The organism is Clostridium sp. 'White wine YQ' (assembly GCF_028728205.1).
Taxonomy (GTDB): Bacteria; Bacillota; Clostridia; order Clostridiales; family Clostridiaceae; genus Clostridium_T.
In genome coordinates this window covers 1,229,358-1,252,755 of the sequence record NZ_JAQYUU010000001.1, presented here as the reverse complement: position 1 = coordinate 1,252,755, position 23,398 = coordinate 1,229,358, and the positions used below count along the sequence as shown (strand labels likewise).

22 protein-coding genes and 2 pseudogenes are annotated in these 23,398 nt (G+C 29.7%); 20 read left to right on the top strand and 4 right to left on the bottom strand.

The features are described 5' to 3' along the window. Positions 1-27 precede the first annotated feature (27 nt). The 11 genes and pseudogenes from PTZ02_RS06280 to PTZ02_RS06230 form a co-directional block, all read left to right on the top strand. Positions 28-345, top strand: coding sequence for a DUF1540 domain-containing protein (locus PTZ02_RS06280; protein ID WP_274226947.1), 318 nt, complete (start codon positions 28-30; stop codon positions 343-345). Positions 346-439: 94 nt separating this feature from the next. Next, positions 440-1,489, top strand: coding sequence for an ROK family protein (locus PTZ02_RS06275; RefSeq protein ID WP_274226946.1), 1,050 nt, complete (start codon positions 440-442; stop codon positions 1,487-1,489). A gap of 65 nt (positions 1,490-1,554) precedes the next feature. Further along, positions 1,555-2,748: a sugar efflux transporter gene (locus tag PTZ02_RS06270; RefSeq protein WP_274226945.1), complete on the top strand. Its 1,194-nt coding sequence runs from the start codon at positions 1,555-1,557 to the stop codon at positions 2,746-2,748. Between the two features lie 752 nt (positions 2,749-3,500). Beyond that, a complete protein-coding gene (locus PTZ02_RS06265; RefSeq protein ID WP_274226944.1) occupies positions 3,501-4,559 on the top strand; it encodes a cyclic GMP-AMP synthase DncV-like nucleotidyltransferase in 1,059 nt (352 codons plus the stop codon). After that, positions 4,537-6,183 carry a ThiF family adenylyltransferase gene (locus PTZ02_RS06260; RefSeq protein ID WP_274226943.1) on the top strand — a complete coding sequence of 549 codons (1,647 nt, stop codon included), beginning with the start codon at positions 4,537-4,539 and terminating at the stop codon, positions 6,181-6,183. Before PTZ02_RS06265 ends, PTZ02_RS06260 begins: the two co-directional genes overlap by 23 nt. Continuing rightward, positions 6,164-6,682 (top strand): Mov34/MPN/PAD-1 family protein, encoded by a 519-nt coding sequence (locus PTZ02_RS06255; protein WP_274226942.1) that lies wholly within the window; start codon positions 6,164-6,166, stop codon positions 6,680-6,682. Before PTZ02_RS06260 ends, PTZ02_RS06255 begins: the two co-directional genes overlap by 20 nt. Before the next feature lie 327 nt (positions 6,683-7,009). Continuing rightward, a complete protein-coding gene (locus PTZ02_RS06250) occupies positions 7,010-8,695 on the top strand; it encodes an SAVED domain-containing protein (protein ID WP_274226941.1) in 1,686 nt (561 codons plus the stop codon). 622 nt (positions 8,696-9,317) lie between these two features. Beyond that, positions 9,318-9,476, top strand: coding sequence for a DUF961 family protein (locus tag PTZ02_RS19695; RefSeq protein WP_443112620.1), 159 nt, complete (start codon positions 9,318-9,320; stop codon positions 9,474-9,476). A gap of 20 nt (positions 9,477-9,496) precedes the next feature. After that, positions 9,497-9,878, top strand: a pseudogene (locus PTZ02_RS06240) (YdcP family protein). Between the two features lie 52 nt (positions 9,879-9,930). After that, positions 9,931-10,722: a hypothetical protein gene (locus PTZ02_RS06235; RefSeq protein WP_274226940.1), complete on the top strand. Its 792-nt coding sequence runs from the start codon at positions 9,931-9,933 to the stop codon at positions 10,720-10,722. Positions 10,723-11,010: 288 nt separating this feature from the next. After that, positions 11,011-11,297, top strand: a pseudogene (locus PTZ02_RS06230) (replication initiation factor domain-containing protein); the annotation flags it as partial. Positions 11,298-11,398: 101 nt separating this feature from the next. Here PTZ02_RS06230 and PTZ02_RS06225 read toward each other — a convergent pair. Next, complete coding sequence (locus PTZ02_RS06225) at positions 11,399-12,676, bottom strand: FAD-dependent oxidoreductase (protein WP_274226939.1); 1,278 nt, start codon at positions 12,674-12,676, stop codon at positions 11,399-11,401. Continuing rightward, positions 12,673-13,665 (bottom strand): sulfide/dihydroorotate dehydrogenase-like FAD/NAD-binding protein, encoded by a 993-nt coding sequence (locus PTZ02_RS06220; RefSeq protein ID WP_274226938.1) that lies wholly within the window; start codon positions 13,663-13,665, stop codon positions 12,673-12,675. The genes PTZ02_RS06225 and PTZ02_RS06220 overlap by 4 nt, the downstream gene beginning before the upstream one ends. A 172-nt stretch (positions 13,666-13,837) precedes the next feature. Between PTZ02_RS06220 and PTZ02_RS06215 the strand changes: the two genes are divergently transcribed. Further along, positions 13,838-14,332, top strand: a complete 495-nt coding sequence (locus tag PTZ02_RS06215; protein WP_274226937.1) for a hypothetical protein — start codon at positions 13,838-13,840, stop codon at positions 14,330-14,332. Between the two features lie 136 nt (positions 14,333-14,468). Beyond that, positions 14,469-15,308, top strand: coding sequence for a DUF4037 domain-containing protein (locus PTZ02_RS06210; protein WP_274226936.1), 840 nt, complete (start codon positions 14,469-14,471; stop codon positions 15,306-15,308). Positions 15,309-15,353: 45 nt separating this feature from the next. Here the strand turns inward: PTZ02_RS06210 and PTZ02_RS06205 are convergent, their stop codons facing one another. After that, on the bottom strand, positions 15,354-15,737 hold the full coding sequence (locus PTZ02_RS06205; protein WP_274226935.1) for a PadR family transcriptional regulator: 384 nt from the start codon (positions 15,735-15,737) through the stop codon (positions 15,354-15,356). A 147-nt stretch (positions 15,738-15,884) separates the two neighbouring features. On the opposite strand from PTZ02_RS06205, the gene PTZ02_RS06200 reads away from it, so the two are divergent. Next, positions 15,885-16,109, top strand: a complete 225-nt coding sequence (locus PTZ02_RS06200) for a hypothetical protein (protein ID WP_274226934.1) — start codon at positions 15,885-15,887, stop codon at positions 16,107-16,109. Positions 16,110-16,144: 35 nt separating this feature from the next. Here PTZ02_RS06200 and PTZ02_RS06195 read toward each other — a convergent pair whose 3' ends face one another. Continuing rightward, a complete protein-coding gene (locus PTZ02_RS06195) occupies positions 16,145-16,960 on the bottom strand; it encodes a TIM barrel protein (RefSeq protein ID WP_274226933.1) in 816 nt (271 codons plus the stop codon). A 151-nt stretch (positions 16,961-17,111) separates the two neighbouring features. On the opposite strand from PTZ02_RS06195, the gene PTZ02_RS06190 reads away from it, so the two are divergent. From PTZ02_RS06190 to PTZ02_RS06165, 6 genes are all read left to right on the top strand, one after another. Beyond that, positions 17,112-17,822 carry a pseudouridine synthase gene (locus tag PTZ02_RS06190; protein ID WP_274228069.1) on the top strand — a complete coding sequence of 237 codons (711 nt, stop codon included), beginning with the start codon at positions 17,112-17,114 and terminating at the stop codon, positions 17,820-17,822. Positions 17,823-17,833: 11 nt separating this feature from the next. Next, on the top strand, positions 17,834-18,376 hold the full coding sequence (locus PTZ02_RS06185) for a tRNA (mnm(5)s(2)U34)-methyltransferase (RefSeq protein WP_274226932.1): 543 nt from the start codon (positions 17,834-17,836) through the stop codon (positions 18,374-18,376). Between the two features lie 90 nt (positions 18,377-18,466). Further along, on the top strand, positions 18,467-19,369 hold the full coding sequence (locus PTZ02_RS06180; protein WP_274226931.1) for a MurR/RpiR family transcriptional regulator: 903 nt from the start codon (positions 18,467-18,469) through the stop codon (positions 19,367-19,369). Positions 19,370-19,448: 79 nt separating this feature from the next. Next, positions 19,449-20,672 (top strand): NAD(P)/FAD-dependent oxidoreductase, encoded by a 1,224-nt coding sequence (locus tag PTZ02_RS06175; protein WP_274226930.1) that lies wholly within the window; start codon positions 19,449-19,451, stop codon positions 20,670-20,672. A 71-nt stretch (positions 20,673-20,743) separates the two neighbouring features. Next, positions 20,744-21,388 carry a (d)CMP kinase gene (cmk, locus tag PTZ02_RS06170; RefSeq protein WP_274226929.1) on the top strand — a complete coding sequence of 215 codons (645 nt, stop codon included), beginning with the start codon at positions 20,744-20,746 and terminating at the stop codon, positions 21,386-21,388. A gap of 57 nt (positions 21,389-21,445) precedes the next feature. Beyond that, positions 21,446-23,341 carry a bifunctional 4-hydroxy-3-methylbut-2-enyl diphosphate reductase/30S ribosomal protein S1 gene (locus tag PTZ02_RS06165; RefSeq protein ID WP_274226928.1) on the top strand — a complete coding sequence of 632 codons (1,896 nt, stop codon included), beginning with the start codon at positions 21,446-21,448 and terminating at the stop codon, positions 23,339-23,341. Positions 23,342-23,398: the final 57 nt, after the last annotated feature.

Sequence of the window (23,398 nt, the reverse complement as noted above, 5' to 3'; positions counted from 1 at the left end):
TAAATTTATATAAAGGAGTGTGTCTTTGTGCAAAAAATAAATTGTAGCGTTACAAGTTGTTCACATAATAAAACTGGCGTTTGTTATTCAAACAGAGTTGATATTGGAGGTGTTACTGCATCCACTGAGAGTGGTACTGTATGCGGTTCATTCTTAAATAGATATGAATATAGCGATTTAACTAATAATACTAATGCTTCAGGACCATGTGATGCTCTTACTTGCAATGTTGTAAGTTGTGATCATAATGAAAATAAACTTTGTAATTTAGACTCAATAAAAGTAGAAGGATCTGAGGCTCATATATATACTGAAACTGAGTGTTCTAGTTTTGACAGAGCGTGAATAAATATTGAATACTAAATAGTACTATGATAGACTTATTACATAAACTTTATAAAGTTTGTGTAATAAGTTTTTTGTATTCTGGAGGAACTATATGAAGGAGATTTCAGGAAGACCTAATATTTTAAAAAGATTAAATAGCGATTTGATAAAAAATACCTTAAAAGAATTAGGTTCAGCCACTAAAGCAGAATTAGCTAAAGAAACTGGTATAAGTCTCACAACGGTTGGGCTTATACTAAGCTCACTTGTAGCTGAAGGTGAAGTTCTAAATCAAGGATATGATGAGTCAAGTGGGGGAAGAAGAGCTGAGAGGTATACCATAAATGTTAATCATTCTATTGTAGCTGCTCTTTGTGTGGAAGAAAAACATATCAATTTTGCAGTAGGGAACGCCACTGGAGACATATTTGAAGAGAGCAGGGTGGAGATTAAAGAACCTAAATATACTGAAGCTGTAGAAGCACTTATTGAGTCCTTGATTTCAAGATTCGATTCAATTAAATGTATTGGGATAGGGGTACCTTCAGCTGTATATAATGGAAAGCTATTTACTGGGATGAAACTCAAGGAATGGCATAGCTTTAATGTTAAAACTCATCTTGAAGATAAGTATAATCTGCCAATTATAATGGAAAATGACCTTAATGCAATTGCTACAGGCTTTGCTCATAATAGGCTTAAAGAAGCTGAAGTCACTACTTCATATGCTTTAAATATGGTTTATATAAATTTTACAACCTCTGGGATAGGGGCAGGTATTATTACAAACGGAATGCTTGTAAGAGGTTTTTCTCATTATGCTGGGGAAGTTTCTTTTCTTCAACTTGGTAATGGTAAAACCCTTTATGAAGTAGTTAAGGGAGAACATACAGATGAGGAATATGCAGATGCCATTGCTACGGCAATTGCTAATATAAATTGCATTATAAATCCTGAGTATGTTGTTATAGGAGGAGAAGGTTTTGAGTTCAATAACCTTGAATTAATTGAAAGCAATTGTTCTCGATATATACCGGAAAATATTAGACCAGAAATTATACCTGTAGAGGATCCTCTTAAGGATTATATTGCTGGAGTAATGTATATTACAATTGAAGAAATGAATTCTGGAATCAAATTAGTTACAACAAAAAGGTTATAAAATAAAAATGAACGTATTGTTTTTTACTTAAGGGGGAATGGGAATTGTTTAAAAAATTAAAAAGTATGTTTGGCATCGAAGGATATGCTTTACTCACGATTTGTATGTTACTGATGGGTATAGGAGTCTCTGTTACAATGCCATATTTGTCATTATATTGTACAGAAGAGCTTGGAATGAGTGCAGGATCATTTGGTGTTTTTATGGCGTTTAGTTCAATAAGTGGAGTTATTGTGAATTCTCTTATTGCTAAACGTTCAGACAGTGGAATGGATCGTAAAAGAGTCATTATTTTGGCTATGATTTCATCAGCTATGGGATATACATCATTTATATTGTTTCATAATTTCTTTATACTAATCATAACTGTAACTCTATTTAATGGATTAGGGGCAGCCTCAATGCCTCAAATCTTCGCTTACGCACAGGAATCTGCCAATGAAAGCAAGTCTGATAATAAGACTTTTGCTATGTCTGCATTACGCTCTCTTTTTTCTCTTGGATTTTTAATAGGGCCATTAGTAGGGGCATTGATTTTTAATGGTATTGGCTATAAAGGACTATTTTTAGGAACAGTTTCCGTATTTATAATTATTGCAGTTATTGTATTACTGTTTCTGCAAAAGCGAAAGGTTGTTCAAAATAACATTAGTAAGGAAGAAAGTGCAGAATCTTCCTTGTTAAAAAACAGGAAGATAATGATGCCTTTTATTGCACTTACCATTTTATTTGGATTGAATGCTATTAATGGAATCAATACACCTCTCTTTATTGTAAATAGTCTTCATGGTTCTATTGAAAACGTTGGACTGGTAGCTAGTATTTCTGCAGGCTTGGAAATACCAATAATGCTTGCATTAGGAGCTATAGCAAAGAAAATATCAAACCATAAACTTATGATTTACAGCTGTTTTGTCTCATTAGCCTATTATGGTGTATTAAGTATATCTACACAACCTTGGCAGATTATCGCAGCACAGATACTTCAGGCAACAACTGTAGCTGTAGTATTTGGAAATGGATTAGGCTATTTTGCTGAATTATTGCCTCATTCACCGGGATTATCAGCAACAATGTATTCAAACGGTTCTACTATCGGAAGACTTATAGGAACTCTTGGTGGAGGTATGGTTGCACAATTTGCAGGATATCGTAATGTTAATTTGGTGTGCTTGGGAGTTGTGGTTATCTCACTAATTATCCTTTTGAGAACAGAAGTGAATGTTAAGGTGGAAACAACTGTAGGACAAGATATATAAGCTTATAAGAAATAAGAGAACTATATATTTTTGTTTAGTTAATTTAAATTTTTATAAAAGCATAAAGTACAACATTGAAATATTATAGTTTATAGACAATTTAACCCACGAAAATCAGATTTTGAGATTTTCGTGGGTTGTTTTTGTTTGTAAGGTTAAAGAAAAGTTGTACATATATCATTCTATAAGAAAATATCATGTTGAAAGTAAAAATGTTAAGAAATTTAGTATATGTGAAGGTGAACTGTAACATAAGCAAATGTTATTATTTATGTATTTCCACATATAGCTCATGTGGAGACTTGCGTGTTGCTTCAACGAAAAATAAGGAGTTTTCACTTTTAGTGAAAAAGAAATAAAAATACATTTTAGTATCTTTGTGGAAAAGAAGAGGGATATTTAGAATTTTGTAGAATATTAAAATTAAAGAATAAATAATAGTTCTAAGTTATTTTATAATTGTTAATTTTTATAAAGTAAATTATGTCTGCAATCGGAATTTTAAGAAGGTATTAAATGATTGATAACAGTTCATTATCGATGTAACTTGAAAATTTTATTTTATTTAGTTATGAAAAGTGGTGTTTTAATGATTTTAAGCCAAGAATATTTATAAGTTCTATATTAAGTGAAAATTTGAATAGCAGATCTGAAATGAAGAATTCTTCTCAAGTAAAGGTGTAGAAATTTTATTCATTTCAATAATTGTTCTAAAAAATGATTGGTAATAAAAAGTTAGGAGGAGTTACGTCATGAAATTAAAAAAGCAGTTTGAAGATTTCTACAAAGAAATCACAATCGACACAGAGGTTGAAGAACTTATAGAAAAAAGAGAAACTTTGGAGAATAATTTTAGGAATAATTTTCCATCTGAATGCGAGAAACATGATATTGAAGTAAAAAAGAGTGATATTGAAATATTTGATCAGGGAAGTTATAAGTTGCATACTACAATTAAAAATAATCATGGTGGAAGTATTGATAGAGATGTTGCAGTTATGTTTCCACTTGATATTGTTCAAAATAGCGATCCAAGAAAAATTAAAGGATATGGTAGGGATGCAATAAATTTATGGAATAGATCTGTTACTATTAAAGAACCATGTTTAAATGTATCTTATGTTGAAAATGGAACTGAATGGATGCATATAGATCTACCATTATATGCAAAGCATAATGGAAATATATATATCGCCAGAGGTAAGGAATTTGCAACTGAAGGTAATTATTCGTGGGAACTGGCAGATCCTAAAGGATTAAACGACTATCTTATGGATAGGATTAATGGTAATAATCAACTAAGAAGAATTATTCGATATATTAAGAAGTGGAAATTAGAGAAATATTATAATTCAACATTGGATCACGAAGTGCCACCAAGTATAGGACTAACTCTTCTTGCATGTGATTGCTTTACTGCAAGTACAAGTTCCGAAGGAGATGATGATTTATCATCCTTACAAAAAACAATTCAAAGCATTATTAATGAATTTTCTTTAACATATGAAAAAGGAGTACTTGTAAAAGCTGATATTTCAAGATCTTTACCTGTAACGCCATGGACAGATGTTTTTGAGAAGATGAAAGACAGTAGTGATACATATGGAGTTAAATTTTATAATAGATTAAATACGGCATTACAAAATTTAACTGATGCATGTAATGAAGAATCTGAACATGATGCAGCTGTAAGTGTTCAAAAAGTTTTTGGTGATGAATTTAAAGTGCCTGCAAAGCAAGTAAATATATCAACTTCATTAAATGCATCTAGTAAAAAGGAGCATAATTTTGGCAGAGAATCAAATTATTAAAGAGATATTATCTACATATGATGAAATAGAGATTTTATGCGAAGAAGATGATATTATATTTTTCAAACTCAAGGGTAAGGAATATGGAATTTGGTATTTAAAAGAAGAAAAAAGGACTAGTAAACCATTTATTTTAGTAAAGAATGATGGTCAATATGATTATCCGCATATAATGCAATTTGAAATTCCAATAGGTAAAGATAAGCAGAAATATCGTTTAGTATGTCTTCATGAATCAGGAGATATAATTAATTACTTAATGTCATACGAAGAAAAAATAATTGATATCATAGACAGTCTTATTCATCTATTATCTTTATCACCATTGGAAATAGAGGAAGAGTTTCAAAAAGAATTTTTATACTATTGGAATGAACAAGTAAGTTATGATATCCCTTTGAGATTATATGTTGCTCCTGATAGAGTGTTTCAAAGTATGAATGTTTACCAAAATAAAGATAAGATGTTTAGAGCCGTAACAAATGGAATTAAACTGAATGACAAAGATGCATGGAGCTTTGTACATAATATATGTGCATTCTATATTCCAATTACTGATAATAGAAGGATATTGCCACCAGCAAAAGATAAGCATTGGAAAATTGATGATATTTTGAAAATTGTTAAAGGAAGAGATGTAGCACGAATAAGCCATGAGACATATGAATCTATAAAAAAAGTAAAAGTTAAATCTAATAGAGCATTTCTTATATTTGAAATGATGGTTTTAAATAATAGAATTAACTTTTGTTGCTTGGTATATTTTAAAAGTTTAAAAACAGAAACACTTATGTGTAAATTAGCAAATGAAATTGGAAAAATTGAACTAGTGCAAACAAAACGTTGCGATTACTTATTTTTAAATGAACAAATCGGAAATGATACATCAATAGTTTATAAAAAGGTTGCAATAGTTGGTGTTGGATCGTTGGGAAGCTACTTAGCAACAGAATTGGCGAAATTAGGAATCAGGAATTTAACCTTATATGATGAAGACACATTAGAAGAAGCAAATATAATGCGTCATAGAGCAAGGCTTTCATGGAGTAATATCAGTAAAGTGGCAGCTATGAAATATGATTTGGAATTAATGCATCCAGAAATTATTGTAAATGAAAAAAATGAATACCTCACTCAAGAAATTCTAAAAAAAGATATGCATGCTTTTGATATGATAATTTTTACGGTAGGCAGCAGCGATGTACAACTTATGGCTAATAATGATTTTAAAGAGTCTAACTATGATAAACCAGTAATTTATTCTTGGCTTGAAGCAGGAGGAACAAATAGCCACATTTTGAAAGTTGACTACTCAAAGAAAGGATGTTTTGAATGTTTATATACCAATAAAGAAGGAGATTTAGTAAATAATAGGGCAAATAAATTACCTGAAGAATTAGTAACACAAAACACTATTAGAAATGGCTGCGGAGCTACAAGAGTTGCTTATGGTACTGAAATTCTATTAAGAACGACGAGTGTTATATTAGATACGGTTAAGAGAATCTTTAGAGGTGAATTTGAAGATAATTGTTTAATAGATGTAGAACCTACTTGTGTAATCAATCAAGGAAATACTTTTAAAGAAGGGAAGTGTCAATGTTGTGGCGATAGAGATAGCTAATAGATGTATAAAAATGAAACTTCCTAACGGAAAAGTAGTAGATATATTACCAGAAGTATTTCAGGAAATAAGCAAATGGACTCAAAATGATGATTATGCACCTGAAGGTGGAGGTTTTATATTAGGATACAAGCATGAAATGACTGGGAATATTTCCTTGGAGTATGTAACATATCCTCACCCATTAGATATTTGTAGCAGAGTTCATTTTAAAATAAGAGATCCTATCCATAAGCTATTGCTATTTAAGGCACGAGTCAGAAAAAGCTTTTATATGGGAGTGTGGCATACTCACCCACAAACTATTCCTGATCCATCGATAGTAGATTGGGATGATTGGAATGACACATTGATAAAAGATAGAACTGCTAGTAAATATATATTTTTCCTTATAGCTGGTACAAAATGCATTAGAGTATGGGTTGGTGATTTTGAGACAAAACACATAGTCGAAATATTTGAATGTGAAAAAGATGGTAATTTATATAAAAAAATCTAAGTACAAACTAAAAAGGGAATTCATTATAGGTTCTTTTGTAAATAGTGGAAAGTTAATACTTAGTATAAAAATATTATTTATGATTTTATATAGAATTTATGGCTTCGGAAGGAAATGGGCATATCCATACAGTTAATACATCAGATTCTTGTTGGATAGATATAATGTCACGGGGAAAATTTGAGAGAGTGTAAATCCTTAGAAAGTCGATATTCTTTTTTATTATAATTGGGATAACAGAAATTAGGGTATGGAGTGGTGATATTAATGCAAAATAAATGAAAGAAGTAAAGCTGACTTTATAAAATTATATTAGGAGAAAAGAATATGAAATATAGATGGTTACACTTATCAGATTTACACTCATATTGTAATGGGATAAAAACGAAGATAATGAGAGATGCTCTTATTAATGAAGTAGAAGAATTAAATAATGAAGAAAAGTTTGACTTTATTATTATAACTGGAGATATAAGTGATAAAGATTATGGATATGATTTAGCAGAAGAATTTATATTAAATCTAATTTATAGACTTGATATAGCTAAAGAAAAAGTATTTATAGTACCTGGTAACCATGATTTAAGTAGAAGTGTTCCAGATAATAGGGAAGAGATTGTAAAAGAATTATGGGAAAGTGGTATATTAGATGAAGAAAGTGAGAGTAATAATATAAATTTATTGATAGATGCTCAAAATAATTTTTTTAAGACATACAAAAATATTTTAGGTAGAGATTATCCAAAAGAAAATTTACATTTTGTTGAGAAAGTAATTAAAGGAGTAAATATTATTCACTTAAATACGTCATGGATGTGCTATGATTCAAACGTAGAGGATGGTAGAATTCATGTTGGTCTAAATAGTGTATATAAGTGCTTAGAAACAATAAATAATGAAGATCTTAATATTGTAATAGGACATCATAGATTAGACGATTTAAATCCACAAGAAAGAAATAACCTTAAATCTATATTTAGAGATAATAGGATTGATATGTATTTAGGAGGGCATTGCCATCAAGCTATTATAGAGCATGATAGAATTGCGGATATGGAATTATGCTTTTGTAAACAAGCAAGAGCAGAGTTTGATGATTATCCGGCAGGTTTTATTTTAGGTAACATTGATGTTGATAATAATCAAAGTTATTATATGTTTTATAATTGGAGCACATCATTTGCAAAATGGATGTATGATTATTCAGTAGAGGCAGCCAAGCATGGTAAATATTATTTAAGAGGAGAGAAGTATAATAAGGAAAAATCAAAAAAGATAGATACAATTATTGATTTTAAGTTGATGGGTATCCCTTTAGATTATGAAGAAATAAAAAGGAGATATAATCTTAAAAATACATCTAATTATAAATTTGGACATAAAAATATTTATCCGAAATCAGACAATGATTGGAATAAATATTTAAAAGATTTAGTGATTTTTTATGATTCTATAATAGCTGAAATAACAAATGATAATGTTCATATATTTCCTATAGCACACATACCATTACTAATTTCATTAGGCTATTTAATGCAAAACGATTCACCCAATATAAAGATATATCAATATAGTGAAAATGAAGGGAATTGGGTATTTGATGAAAAAGATGATAATATATCAGTAAAAGAGAATTTCATTAATAGTAATAATGATACTCTGGCGGTAGCATTAGAAGTAAGCTCAGAAGTAAAACAGGAAGATATTACTCAAGTTATAAAGAAAAAATATGATTTATTATCATATAAAATTAATAATCCGAGGTTAGGATACTTGAATTACAGAAATGATGTATTAAGGATAAAAAATATTATTAAAAATAAATTAGATAGTATATATAACAAATATGAAGAGATTCATTTATTTGTTGCGGCACCTGCAGGAATGTGCATAGAGATTGGAAGAATAATAAGGGAGAGTATGTATCCTGATACATATACTTATAATTATAATAGAGATGATAAAATACATTATACACAGGTTTGTAATTTAAAAAAGTTACGAAATAACTAATAGAAAAATTTATGAAATGAATCAATATTTGATAAGGGGAATAATAGATATAAAATTCAAGATAAGGAAGATACTTATAAATACAAATTTTAGGGGCTGAGGGTATATAGTTTTGAAATCAGCTCTTTCGTATCTTCCTCATTATATAACAAAAGCAATCTCTATTGGATTACTTTTTAGTTTAGGCATTCAAAAATGAACGCCTATTTTTTATGAAGAAAATTAGAAAGAATTTGATTTAGGTACAAAAGAAAATTAAGGAACGTTCACTACCATTAAAAGACAATACAATTTTACTTACTTTGCCTAATTGCTATCTACCTAAATGAATGGATTTTATCAAGGGTGCGCAGCACAAAGCTTGTTCTTGATAAAATTGAGTTATTTAGGTATTTTTATGTGTCAGAATAGAAAAGTCATAAGTAAATTTATTGTTTTAAATATAAAAAGAAGATAGGTAAAAAGTATGGAGTTAAAATATGTAGTCACAAACATGGATAAGACATTTGGAAATTTGGAATATGTTGGAGGAGGTAAGATTGAATAAAGAAGGCTAAATGGACGTAATACAATTTTATCATGTAGCTACAATTTATAATCAGATATTTAGAGAGCAGATGATATTGTTGTGATTCTTCCAGTTGAAGCATGCGAAAAGCATTTTGAAGTTGAAATAAGGATAAAACTAATTAATCCAACAATTACTGCAGAAGGCTATAAAATTGGTAAGCGTAGGTTTACAAATTATATTCTTCATGCAGATGACATGATAGAAGCATAAGGAAAGGAAGGTAGAATTAAATGAGATTAGCTAATGAAATTATTATTGATAAGGAAGCTACATTTGGAAATTTAAGTTTTCTGCTTTAAGACGTGAGGTTCATTTACAAAATGAAGATGGTATTTTATCAGATGAAATAAAGGAGCGTACTTATGATTTAAAATTAAGAGGGCAAGGAAGAATGATTCAAGTTAGCATTCTAGCAACGGTACCTTTAAAGGAGTTTGATTATAACGCAGAAGTTGAAATTATTAAACCTATTGCGATACAGTTGTTAATGCCACTTTTCAAGGAGCAGATGTGGACTGGTATATAAAGGCAGATGATTTTGTGTTGAAGAATAAACATAGTCTTACTAATAGAAATAATAAACCAGTAGATTCAAGTCAGAAAGATAAATAGAAAGATTATTCCATATTTGATATAATATTTGTTAAGAAAGAGAGGTATCATTATGGCAGATAAACGAAAGAGTTTTGAAGAATTTTATTATATAACAAAGAAAGATGTTTTAGATATAGAGTTAGTAACTGAATATGTTGATTTACACAAAGGTAGCATAGGTAAATATAATGGAGAAATGTTTTGTCCGGAATGTCGTAAGGCAGAATTATATTTTGTGCATAAAACATCTAGAAATCGTGCACATTTAAGAAAATGTCCAACAGCAAATCATGAAGAAAATTGTTCCTACAATTATGTATATGCGTCAAGAAAACTTGTTAAATCACATATCATTTCTCTTAGTTATGATAGAATTCAAGATAAACTAAATTCCATAATAAATATGCTATGCAGACCAGTCAAAGATGCAGGGGAGAATAGTGGCGGCGAATCTTCAAAAGGTATAACCAATAATCCAATGGTGATAAATGAAAAAAAGGAAAGAGAAGACATAATTAAATCGATTAGAAGGAAACGCCTAAATGCTTGGATTGATGAAACTGATTGTGGAGAGTATTATGTTTTCTATGGAAAGGTTAAATTGAAGGTAGCTGAAAAGGAAAAGAAAACGCATGAATATGGCGGAGAGTCTAAAAAATATAATATATTGGAAATATATAATCCTAATAATAAAGTAGATGGTGGATGGAAGTTTAGGACAAGCTTATATAGGGGACAAATTAAAGATAATATAAAGGAAGATGCTATATATTACATTGCAATTATAGGACGAGTTGGCGAGAAATCTTGGCAAATTGAACTAGATAATATACATGGTGTTAAATATCGTGAATGCGATTAAAATCTCTTGTATTTATTAAGACAGTAATAATATAATAATTGGTAAAAAGTTTAAAAAAGCTATCCTATTAAAAGCTGTAAATTTTTATAAGTATACTGCTTTTGGATTCTGGAGTAAAAAGAATGAAATTTTATGAATATAAAGGAAAAAAATTAGAGCCAGCGATAAATCGTTGGTTTTAAATTTTGCAACTACTTCATTAACAACAATTTTAGTATGGTGTTTTTGTTACTTAATGTAAAACAAATATTGCATATAAATTGGAAAAGTGTAAGTTACTTCTGAATTTATGAAAAAGATTATGAACAGTATAAGAAAAACAATATTCCTATAGAAGATGCAGAAGTAAAGAATCGTTTTGAAATAATACTTAAAAATGAAAGAGCTTACTATGCACTTAAAAATTTGATGTTTTATACAATCCGGAAGGCACAGCTTTCAAAATTATTAATCATTATGTCCGTTTTGAGGACAAGGAGGATGAAAAACCACGTAGTGATTGAACATTAAGTGATGAATGGACTTGGTTTACTGGAGAAAATCGAGAATACATGAAGCTTACTACAAAGCCAGAGTTATAATCATTGAATAGATCATGAAGCGAGTAATGTATAGATATTAGAAGGTTTATTACTTAATAAAAACAAAGGGAACCCAAAAGGGTTCCTTTAAAAATTTATATAAGCTTTTGATTAAACACACCATCCAAATTAACTTTTCTCACTCTGTTTTTGATTTCTTCAACATTAGTGCTATATAAATTTAATGATTTCATTCTGTTAAAATAATCAGAACCAGCGAAGGTATATCTTGTTTTTCTGCCTTCACGAGTTTTAGATCTTTCATTAGCATAGGATATTAAATCCCCAACACATAGTGAAGAGGGGAGAGTTAATAGTGGAATACCTAAAGCTAACCTAACAGCGTTGTGTCCAGCAAGTGCTCCAGTACACATAGCTTCAGTATGTCCTACAAATAAACCAGATTTTTCACCTGCACAGAATAAATTATCAACGCCTATAACTCTCATATTATTATCTCTAGGTGCAACTGAAAGATATCTTATAGAATTTCCTATAGAACCAGCTAGAGGATCAACATATCTTGCTTTCTCAAGTCCAGGTATTTTTCTTAGTTTTTCTAGTGGGTAATAGGTTGTCATTAATTTTGCATGTCCTGTATCTAATAAAACAATATTTTCAGCAAATTCTTTTAAAGCATATTGCTGACATACCTTAGCTTCAAGCTTTCCATAGTTAACATCTTCAGGGGGAACCTTTAATACAGCAACTCCTTCTTTTTCTAAAACCTCTTTTAAATCTTCTGAAAGACTATCTTTTGCAACTTCACAAGAACCAGAGAAAGCACCTAATTTATCATCATTTCTTTCTCCAGAAAAATCTTTAACTCCAGCTCTTTCACTTATAGATATTCTAGGGCCATAAGAAGGACATCTAAGTATGCACATAGCACAGCCATTTCCGAAGCGCTGACAATTCCCCATAGGACCAGTTGAGCCTGTGGTTTCTATAATTACATCTCCTTCAATATATTCTCCGCTAGAAAGATGTATACCTTTTATGGTCTTATCAGTTTGGTCTATATCTGTAACACGTGTAATTAGGTGTAAATTAATTCCCATGTCTAAGAGCAATTTTTTTACATCAGGTTCAATTGAAGTAACATCATATAATGAGGCATGTTCATGTCCAGGAAACTTTATATTCTTATGTTTAGAGTTATTATCACATATTTCCATAAGTTCACTTGAGCCAAGTTCAATTAATTCCTCAGCAGCAGTAAAACGTCCATTATTACGCATGATTCCGCCGATATTACCTAAACCTAAAAGTAAATCTGTCTTTTCAAAAACGTGTACCTCTGCACCAGCTTTTCTAGCTGATATTGCAGAAGAAACTCCAGCCCATCCTCCACCTACAACTAATACCTTCATATAAATCTTCTCCCTTCAAAAATATCTCTTGGATCTGCTTGAACTTTACATAGTCTTTTTACTCTGTGACCAGCAAATCTTGCAGTGCAACTTCCACATACTCCTTCTCCGCAACACATTTTAGAATTATTACAACAGGATAATTTAACACTTTTCTCACCGATAGTATCTAAATATTGCATTACTTTAAAGGTTAATATATCTGCACCTCCGCAATGTATTAATTTGATATTATTATTTTCAATGGAATCTTTTATATAGGCTTTACATTTATCAGAAAGCTTTCCAGCATCAAGTAAAGACATTTCGCTATAAGATAATCCAAGATTAGATAATATATCATTAACATATACATCATCAAAAGGAGCTTTATCAATAAGAATATCAAGCTCATTTCCTTGATTTTTAAGAGCTTTTATTACTGGTATCATAGGAGCCATTCCAATACCTCTGGCTAGAACTAAACATTTAGAATTTGTAGTGTTCTTTATATTTTTTAGCCCAAAGACTCCATTCCAATAGGGACCCCTTATTACAAGATTCTCAACTGATTTTGTATTTATAAGATGTTTTGTTTTGATACCTCTTATCTCAATTAATATACTTGCTGTGTTAGCATCAGTATCACATTCCATTATAGAAATTGGTATATCAAAATAAAAATTATCATCAGTTCTTAGAAAAATAAAACTACCTGGTGTTGTTAAATCAAGTGCAAGATCTTCAGGTAATTTAAATTTAATAAGTAATAGATCCTTTTGAAGTAATATCCAGTCTTCTATTTTACATGAGTAAGTTTTTCTTCCTTCCTTTGGTTTAGAGCCATTAGCTATCCATCCTTGATAAATACAAACTCCTTTCCAGTTTAGACAGTCACAAAAGCATTCTCCATGTAATTGGGAACATAATAAGCATTCATTTGCTTCCGCTAGATGGCAAGGACAAAATTTACTCCCACTATCTATACAATCAATTTTTTCACCTTTCATTATTCCTCCAAAAGAGATTATTCTATTATTAAAGTATTTAGATTTATTTCAATTGTTACAAATAAATATAATGTTTTTCATAGAACTTATTGTAGGTTAGGAAAATAGTGCTATAATATAGGTAGACCGAAGTATACATATGCGCTATTAATTAGATCTAGGAGGAGAAACTATGGGAAAACGTATCGATAACTATAATAAATATAAAACACAAATCAGCAACATATTTGTTGAGAACTTAAAACAATTGGATCTTGATGCATTATTTGATCAAGTACAAGGAAGCTTAGATAATAGAGACCCAAAGCATGAATATGGAGTTCTATGGGATAATAGACCTTTCCTAAGAATTAATTTAGAAGAATACAAAGATATTGATTTATACATACCACATGCAGAAACAATTGCAATACTTAAAGACGCTGATAAGGAAACTCTAGATAATACAGTTTTCTTTAGATATAAAGACAGTATGTCAGGAACACATTATTATAACAATACTTTTGATGTAATATATAATAAAGCTAAGAAAGAACTTATTTATGATGGCCCAAGAGGATATTTAAAAGTTCAGTTAGATGAAACTACATCAATTGAAAAAGGTTGCTACGATAAAGAGTACATACTATTTATTCTAAGTACAATTTCTGACTATTATAACGTATAAGAAAATAATTGAATTATATAGGATGGTTTAAGGTTAATTCCTTAAGCTATCCTTTTTTCTTTTGGATGATACAGACTAGGCAGTATGATACAATATAAGAAAAAAGTTACAGTTGGTACTTTTACGGAGGATTTTAATGAGGTTTATAGTGGGTTATAAAACAGAAAAAATTCTTGACACATTAATAAATAATATTTCAAAAATAGGTGAAGTGCAATCGATAGGAATTAGTGGTAGTAAAACATCTCTTCCAAAGGTTGGAGAAGGGGATATTGATATTTTTATATATTGTGATATGATACCTAATCTTGAAAAGAGGCAATCAATAATAAATCATTTAGGTAACATGATACAGGAATACAAATTGAATACATTTGAAGGAGGTCACTGGGGAGTAGGAGATTTTATACTAATAAATGGCATTGAAACATGGTTAATGTATTTTACTGAAACTGAAACCTTAACTGATGTAGAGTCGATACTTAAAGGTGAACAACCTGATAAATTAGATAATTACTATTATCCAATAGGGAGATGTGCTATGCTTGGCAATATTCAGGTTCTAGTTGATAAAAATAATTTTCTATATAATTTGAAGAAGAGGCTATCTAAGTACCCTGAGGAATTAGCTAAAACACTTGTACAGTATCATCTGACAGAACTTGAAGATACAGAGGACTTGGAACGAGCTGTAGTAAGAAAAGATGTATTGTTTTATCACTTTGCAATTGATATTTCAATTGATCATTTCCTTGAAGCATTATTTGCTATTAATAAAACATATTTTCCAAGTCGAAAGAGAACACTTGATTATATTGAAACCTTTGGTATTAAACCAAAAGAATGTAAAGAAAATATATTAGAAGTTATTAGATTGGGTAGTTTTCCAGAAGGAATTAATGAATCTTTTATAATATGGAGCAATATGGTTAATGAATTAATGGAATTGGGTAACAACGTATTAAAACAGCATTAATATATTATTATTAGTGCTGTTTTTGCATTTCAAAATATGTGATTTTTATTTAATCATGTTAATCATAATATCTAAAGTGCTCTTAGTTTTATTAAGATTATCAATATAGTCAGCTATATGTTTTTTATAATATTCAATACCTGCATCGGTAATTGAATATATCTTCTTGCTTCTTTTATTTAAAAACTCATCCCCAAGCCAAGTAGAATTAACATAGCCCATCTCTTCTAAATAAAATAGTGTATCATATACCGTTGATGAAGAGACAGGGAAAGGCATTGAAGAACTCTCAAATCTGCTTTTAAACTCTTCTAAAACCTTATTTCCGTATATAGAATTACCTTTATATAGCTCTCCTAGTATATAAAATATATAAAGTTGCTTAGTATTAACAACGTTTCTAGGTGCAACTAATCTATTTCTACTCATAATATCACCTCTTGCACTTATTATACACTAAAATGATATCCTCGTAAATGAGTATTATGTTCTAAAAAAACTTAAATTTGAGATTAATTAACAATAATCAATAGGACGGAATAGAATGTAATATACAGAAGAGAAGGAGTGATAAACATGTCAAGAAGGAGAAATTGCTGTTGTAATAGTTACTACGGAGGTTATCCAGGGTGCGGATTTAGAGGATATCCTGGAGGATTTGGAGGCTTTAATAACTGTGGCTGCTACTCAGGCGGTTGTGGTTACCCTTACAATTCACTTATAGGAAATACCTGCTTATTTAATAGTCCTTTATTAATAGCACTACTATTACTAGGCAACAACAGATTCTTTAGGTGTTAGAAAAAAATCCTTGCCCGAATTGGGCAAGGATTTAACTATAGACTATTATAAGTTTCTTTTAAAAGCAAAGCATCATTTTCTAAAAGAGGACTTTCACAAATAATACAACCTTTTATATTAAAATCTATGAAGGCTTTAAGACAAGCCTTATAGTTAAAGTCACTTTCTTCAAATGGTAGATGATTTCTTTCACCTTTTGCAGTGTAGTTTATTCCGGATAAATGAATATGCATATCTTTTAGTGCAGCATCTCCTAGATTAGTTCCAACATAATCTAATATTTTGGCAAAGTCAGAATAATCCTTTAAAGCTCCATTTCCCCTTGCATGTACATGAGAAAAATCTATACATATATTACAACTTGGAATTTCCTTAGCAATATTAACTAATTCATATATGTCACCAAATTGTGTAGCTTTTCCAGTAGTTTCAAGTCTATATGTAACATTTCCTTTAGGGAGTGTACTTAACTGGGCTTTAATATTATTTAATGTATCATCTCTAGATGAATCTAAATAAAATCCAGCATGGAATACTAAACTTCTTCCTCCAACAGATTCTAAAGCATCAGCTCCCTTTAAAATTCTTTCCTTTGATTTTTCAATTTTTTCATCTTCATTAGCATTTAAGTTGATGAAGTATGAACCATGTGCAGATAAATACATACCTGTATCTTCTTTAACCTTAATAATAGAATCTTTGTTTTTTGAAGTAACATTAACAGAACGTACAAATGGTAGCTCCATGGCATCTAGTCCTATATTATGTAAATACTCTAATCCAGTACTATAATTAAATTTTTCACCTTTGCCCAGTGGAATTCCTGAGATTCCAAACAATAGTTTTTCCATGATTATCACCCTTTATTTTTTATTATTGGTTAGTAGTATAACAAAAATATAAGATTTCAGCAATCTCCTATAATTTCCCAGGAAATTCCAATTTGATTTTTTTATGTTAAGTCTTTATAATTATTAAGAATACTGCAGGATAGGTGATTTTATAATGGAAAGATTACAAAAATATTTGGCAAATTGCGGAGTAGCTTCACGTAGAAAATGTGAAGAGTTAATTTTAGCTGGAAATGTTAAAGTTAATGGAGAAATCATAAGAGAATTAGGCACTAAAATTGATATAGAAAAAGATATAGTAGAATATAACGGGAAAGTTGTAAAGGCTGAGGAGATTAAGAGATATATCATGCTTAATAAGCCAGTTGGAATAATATCTTCTGTTAGTGATGAAAAAGGTAGGAAAACTATAATAGATATTATAAATGCTAAGGAGAGAATATATCCAATTGGAAGACTTGATTATGATTCTTCTGGGCTTTTATTACTTACAAATGATGGTGAAATTTATAATAAAATAATACATCCGAGAAGAGAAATTCATAAAACCTATATTGTTAAGGTTAGAGGAGTTTTTACAGATAAAGAAATGGAAACTTTCCAAAATGGAGTTGATATAGGAGGATATATCACAGCTAAATCAAGTATTAAAATTCTTTGGAAAGATCAAAATAACTGTAAAGTTGAAATTAAAATACACGAAGGTAAAAATAGGCAAATAAGAAAAATGTGCGCAGCTTTAAATCATGAAGTAGTATCACTTAAGAGGGTTGCTATTGGAGAAATTAATATAGGTGATTTAGAGGTAGGTAGCTTTAGAGAACTTACAGACTCTGAGCTTAACTATATTAAATCTCTGTGAGGGTAATTAGTATGTTTAAATTAGTAAAGGATATTAGTTCCTTATCCCATGATATTATTGATAAATATATTGAAAACAAAAACTTAGCAATAGATTGTACACTAGGAAATGGATACGATTCTGATTTCTTATCTGAAAGCTTTAATAAGGTAATAGCTTTTGATATTCAAGAAATGGCGATTACTAATTATAAGAATAAAAATAAAGATAATGTTTACCTTATACAAGATTCTCATGATAAACTTAATGAATATGCTAAGGAAAGTGCAGATTGTATAATATATAATTTGGGATTTTTACCCGGTGGAAATAAAGAGATTACAACAATGAAAGACAGTACAATGAACTCCATAATTCAGGCACTGGATTTAATTAATGCTGGGGGAATTATTTTAATTGCTATCTATTCAGGACATAATGAAGGTGCAAAAGAAAAAACTTGCATTTTAGAATTTGCTGAAAACTTACCTAAGAATAAATATGGGGTAATGAAATTTGAGTATGTCAATCGTAATAATAATCCTCCGATGCTATTATGCATAGAAAAAAAGTAATTTCATAATTAAGGTTGATGTAATTAATTATTGATGTTAAAATGAATTTATATTATAAATAAATTGCAAAAAGAATAGGAGTAAGGGTAAATGGATTATTTCCAAGAAAAGCTAGAAGCAAATCAAGATTTAATGAGAATCATTCAATTAAAATTTCCAAGATTAAGTAAAGGGCAAAAGCTTATTGCAGAATACATATTAAAGAATTATGATAAGGCAGCCTTTATGACTGCAGCTAAGTTAGGGATTTCAGTAGGTGTTTCGGAATCCACTGTAGTTAGATTTGCAAATGAGCTTGGATTTAGTGGTTACCCTAAGCTTCAAAAGGAATTACAAGAACTTATAAAGAATAAGTTAACAACTGTGCAAAGATTAGAACTTACAAATGATTATATTTCAGAAGAAAATGCTTTAAAAGGAGTTTTAAAAGCAGATATAGAAAATATAAGAGCAACACTTGAAAAAATAAATCACAAAACCTTTGAAGATGTAGTTCAGTCAATATTCGATGCAAAGAGAATATATATTATAGGATTAAGAAGTTCAACAGCTTTAGCTGAGTTTTTAGGATTTTATTTAAATATAATTCTTGATAATGTAAACATTGTAGCTTATGGTATTTCAGATATATTCGAGCAAATGATTAATATCAGAGAAGGGGATTTAGTAATAGGTATAGGGTTCCCAAGATATGCAGCAAAAACAATTGATGCTTTATCATTCGCACAAAGTAGAAATGCAAAGGTAGTTGCGATAACTGATTCGCTATTATCACCTTTAGCAACACAAGCAGACTATAGCTTAATTGTTCAAAGTAACATGGCGAGTTTTGTTGATTCACTTGTGGCACCGCTATCAGTTATTAATGCATTAATTATAGCTGTAGGTATGAGAGAAAAAGAAACTATAGCAAATACATTTAATAATCTTGAAAGTATTTGGAAAGAATATAATGTTTATTCATATAACAGGGGTAATGTGTTAGATGAATAATTTCAAAAAAGAGGCATTGCCTCTTTTTTCTATTAAATAAGATGTTATAATATCCTTAAGAAAGTTTAGAGGTGATATTTTGAAAAAAGTTATTGTGATAGGCGGAGGTCCAGCTGGAATGATGGCAGCAATTACTTCAGCTAAGAATGGTAATGAAGTAATTTTAATAGAAGGAAACGATAGACTTGGGAAAAAGTTATTTATAACTGGAAAGGGAAGATGCAATGTAACAAATGCAAAGGATATATCAGAATTCTTTGAGTATATTCCAGGTAACCCTTATTTCCTATATAGTGCTCTTTATACATACACAAATCAAGATGTTATGAATTTTTTTGAAGGAAAGAATATAAAATTAAAAGTAGAAAGAGGAGATAGAGTATTTCCTTTATCAGATAAAAGTTCAGATATAATAAAAGGTCTTGAAAATGAATTAAACGATTTAGGAGTAAAAATATATCTTAAATCTAAAGTGAGCGATATTATCATTGAAAATGATGAAGTTAAAGCAGTGATTTTAGAAAACAATCAAAAAATAACTGGAGATCATTTTATTATAGCAACTGGAGGAAAATCCTATCCACTTACAGGATCTAGAGGTGAAGGGTATAAATTTGCACAAAAGTTAGGACATAAAATCGTTGCATTAAAACCTTCTCTTGTACCTATTGAACTAAAGGAAGATTGGGTAAAAGAGCTTATGGGATTAAGTCTTAAAAATGTTCAAGTTAAATTAATTAATTCCAAAGATAAAAAAGTTCAATATAAAGAACAAGGAGAAATGCTATTTACTCATTTTGGCATATCTGGTCCATTAATATTAAGTGCTTCTAGGTATGTAAAAGATAATATACCTATGGAGATATCAATAAACTTAAAACCAGCTTTAGATAATCAAGAACTAGACAAAAGAATTCAAAAAGATTTCCAAAAGTTTTTAAATAAGGACTTTAAGAACTCTTTAGATGAATTACTGCCTAAAAAACTTATTCCTATAATAATAAAATTATCAGGAATTGATGAAAATAAGAAGGTAAACTCAATTACCAAAGAAGAAAGAAAAAAGCTTGTGGAGTTAATTCAAAACTTAACCTTTACAGTAAAGGGTCTAAGACCTATTGAAGAAGCAATTGTAACTGCTGGTGGGATAGATACAAAGGAAATAGATCCATCTACAATGAAATCAAAATTAATTTCAAATATTTCATTTGCTGGTGAAGTTATGGATGTAGATGCATTTACGGGTGGATATAATGTTCAAATTGCATTATCTACTGGTTATATAGCTGGAACTTCAATTTAATAATTTATTTTTACTTCCAATATGATATAATAGAAATTGGTAATGTTTTAAAAAAGAAAGGAAGTTTTGACTTGAGAATTTCAGTAGCAATAGATGGACCAGCTGGTGCAGGAAAAAGTACCATTGCAAAAATAATAGCAAAAAAGCTTAATTTAATGTACATAAATACTGGTGCTATGTATAGAGCAGTGACACTTGAAGCCATAAAAAGTGATATTTCTTTTAATGATATAGATAAACTTTCCTCATTAATTGACAAGATGGAGATGCATTTTGAAAGGGATAATTTAATCTTAAATGGAATAGATATTCAAGAGGAGTTATCTACACTACAAGTAAGTAGTAATGTTTCTAACTATGCTCAAGTACCTGAAGTTAGAGAGAAACTAGTTTATTTACAACAAAAAATGAGTAAAAAGTTTAATGTTATTATGGATGGTAGAGATATTGGCACAGTGGTTTTAAAAGATTCTCCATATAAATTTTTCTTAACTGCCTCTTCAGAGGAAAGAGCTAGAAGAAGATATGAAGAATTAATATCTAAAGGGATGAAGGTAGAGTTTAATGAAATCTTAGAAGATATGAAAAAGAGAGATTTTATTGATACTAATAGAGAAACAGATCCATTAAGAAAAGCAGACGATGCTATCGAAATAGATACTACAGGATTAGATATAGATGGCGTTGTAAATAAAATTTTAGAGTATATTAAATAATGAACTAATTATAAATATATTATTTTAGATTTATACTCTATTTATAAAGGTGATGGAATGAGAAAAGTAATTTTGGCAGAAAATGCAGGATTCTGCTTTGGTGTAAAAAGAGCAGTTGATGAAGCACTTAAGAATAAAGAAGTATTTAATAAGAAAATATATACTTTAGGACCACTTATTCATAATAATGATGTGGTAGAAATGCTTGAAAGCAATGATATTCATGCTGTTAATTTTGATGATATCTCTAATTTATCAAAAGATGACGTTGTAGTGATTAGATCCCATGGAGTATCAAAGAAGGTATATGATGAACTAGAAAATAGAGGACTTACAATAATAAATGCTACATGTCCCTTTGTTACTAATATTCAAAAAAAGGCTAAGAAATATAGTGATGATGGATATAGAATAGTTATTATGGGAGACGAAAAGCATCCGGAAGTTGTAGGCATAAATGGTTGGTGCGATAATAAGGCAATCATAACTAAAGATGGAGAAATTGATGAGTCTAATCTTGAAAAAGTTTGCTTAGTTTCACAGACTACTGAAAAAAAAGAAAATTGGGAAAAAACCTTAAATAATATTAGCAATAGGTCAAAGGAAGTTCTTTCTTTTAATACCATTTGTTCAGCTACAGATGTAAGACAAAAAAGTGCTGATGAAATATCTAAACAAGTTCAAGTAATGCTAGTTATCGGTGGTAAGAATAGTTCTAACACAACAAAGTTGTATGAGATTTGCAAGAAGAATTGTGAGAGAACATACTATGTTGAAAATGCTAAGGAAATACCCTTAGATTTAATTAATGATAAAGATATAGAGTTAGTTGGAGTAACTGCTGGAGCATCTACTCCTGACTGGGTAATTAAGGAGGTAATTAAGATTATGGAAAACAATAACAACTCAGAAGTTAATCAATTAGATTTGATGAACGAAATGGATAGAAAATTAACTATTGGTGAAGTTATAAAGGTTGAAGTCTTAAAAGTTGATTTTGATGCTGCATATGTAGCAATTCCAGGATATAAGTTAGATGGTAAGATTCCAAAGAGTGAATTTACTTTTGATAAATCAGAAGATATATTAGAAGTTGTAAAAGTTGGCGATGAAATAAAAGCTAAGGTTTTAAGTTATAATTTTGAAGGTTATGTTCTATTATCAAGAAAAGAAATTCAAAGAGAAGAAGCCTTAGAGGAATTAAAAGATGCTAAAGAAACTGAAAAGACATTAGATATTGAAATAACTGATGCAGCTAGAGGTGGATTAGTAGCATATTATAAGGGTGTAAGAATATTTATACCTCAATCACAAATATCAGTTGCATTTGTAAAGGACCCAGCTAGTTACGTAGGAAAAGTATTAAATGTTAAGATACTAAACCTAGAAGAAGGTAATGTAATTGCTTCTAGTAGAATTATTGAAGAAGCTGCTAAAAACGAAAGAGAAGATGCAGCATGGGGTTCTATAAATGAAGGTGATGTATTAAAGGTTAAGGTATTAAGATTTGCAGAGTTTGGTGCTTTTGTAGATGTTAAAGGTCTAGATGGATTAATTCCACTATCACTTATGAGTTATGGCAAAGTTTCAAAGCCACAAGAGCTTTTAAAGCTTGGTGAAGAAGTTGAAGCTAAAATAATTGCATTAAATAGAGAAGATAATAAATTAACATTAAGTATTAAAGATTTACTAGAAGATCCATGGATAAACATAGAAGAAAAATATCCAGAAGGAACAATAGTAGTTGGTAAAGTAGTAAGAATAGCTGATTTTGGTGCTTTTGTAGAACTAGAAAAAGGAGTAGATGGATTACTTCACATTTCTCAAATTTCTAGAAAAAAAATAAACCATCCTTCAGAAGTATTAAAAGTTAATGATGTTGTTAAAGCTAAAATATTAAGCGTTGATAGCGAGAAAAAGAAAATTGGTTTAAGTTCAAAGGTTATAGATTAATAATTTAAATGTATATTAAAGAGTTCTTTCATATAGAAAGAACTCTTTTGTTATTAT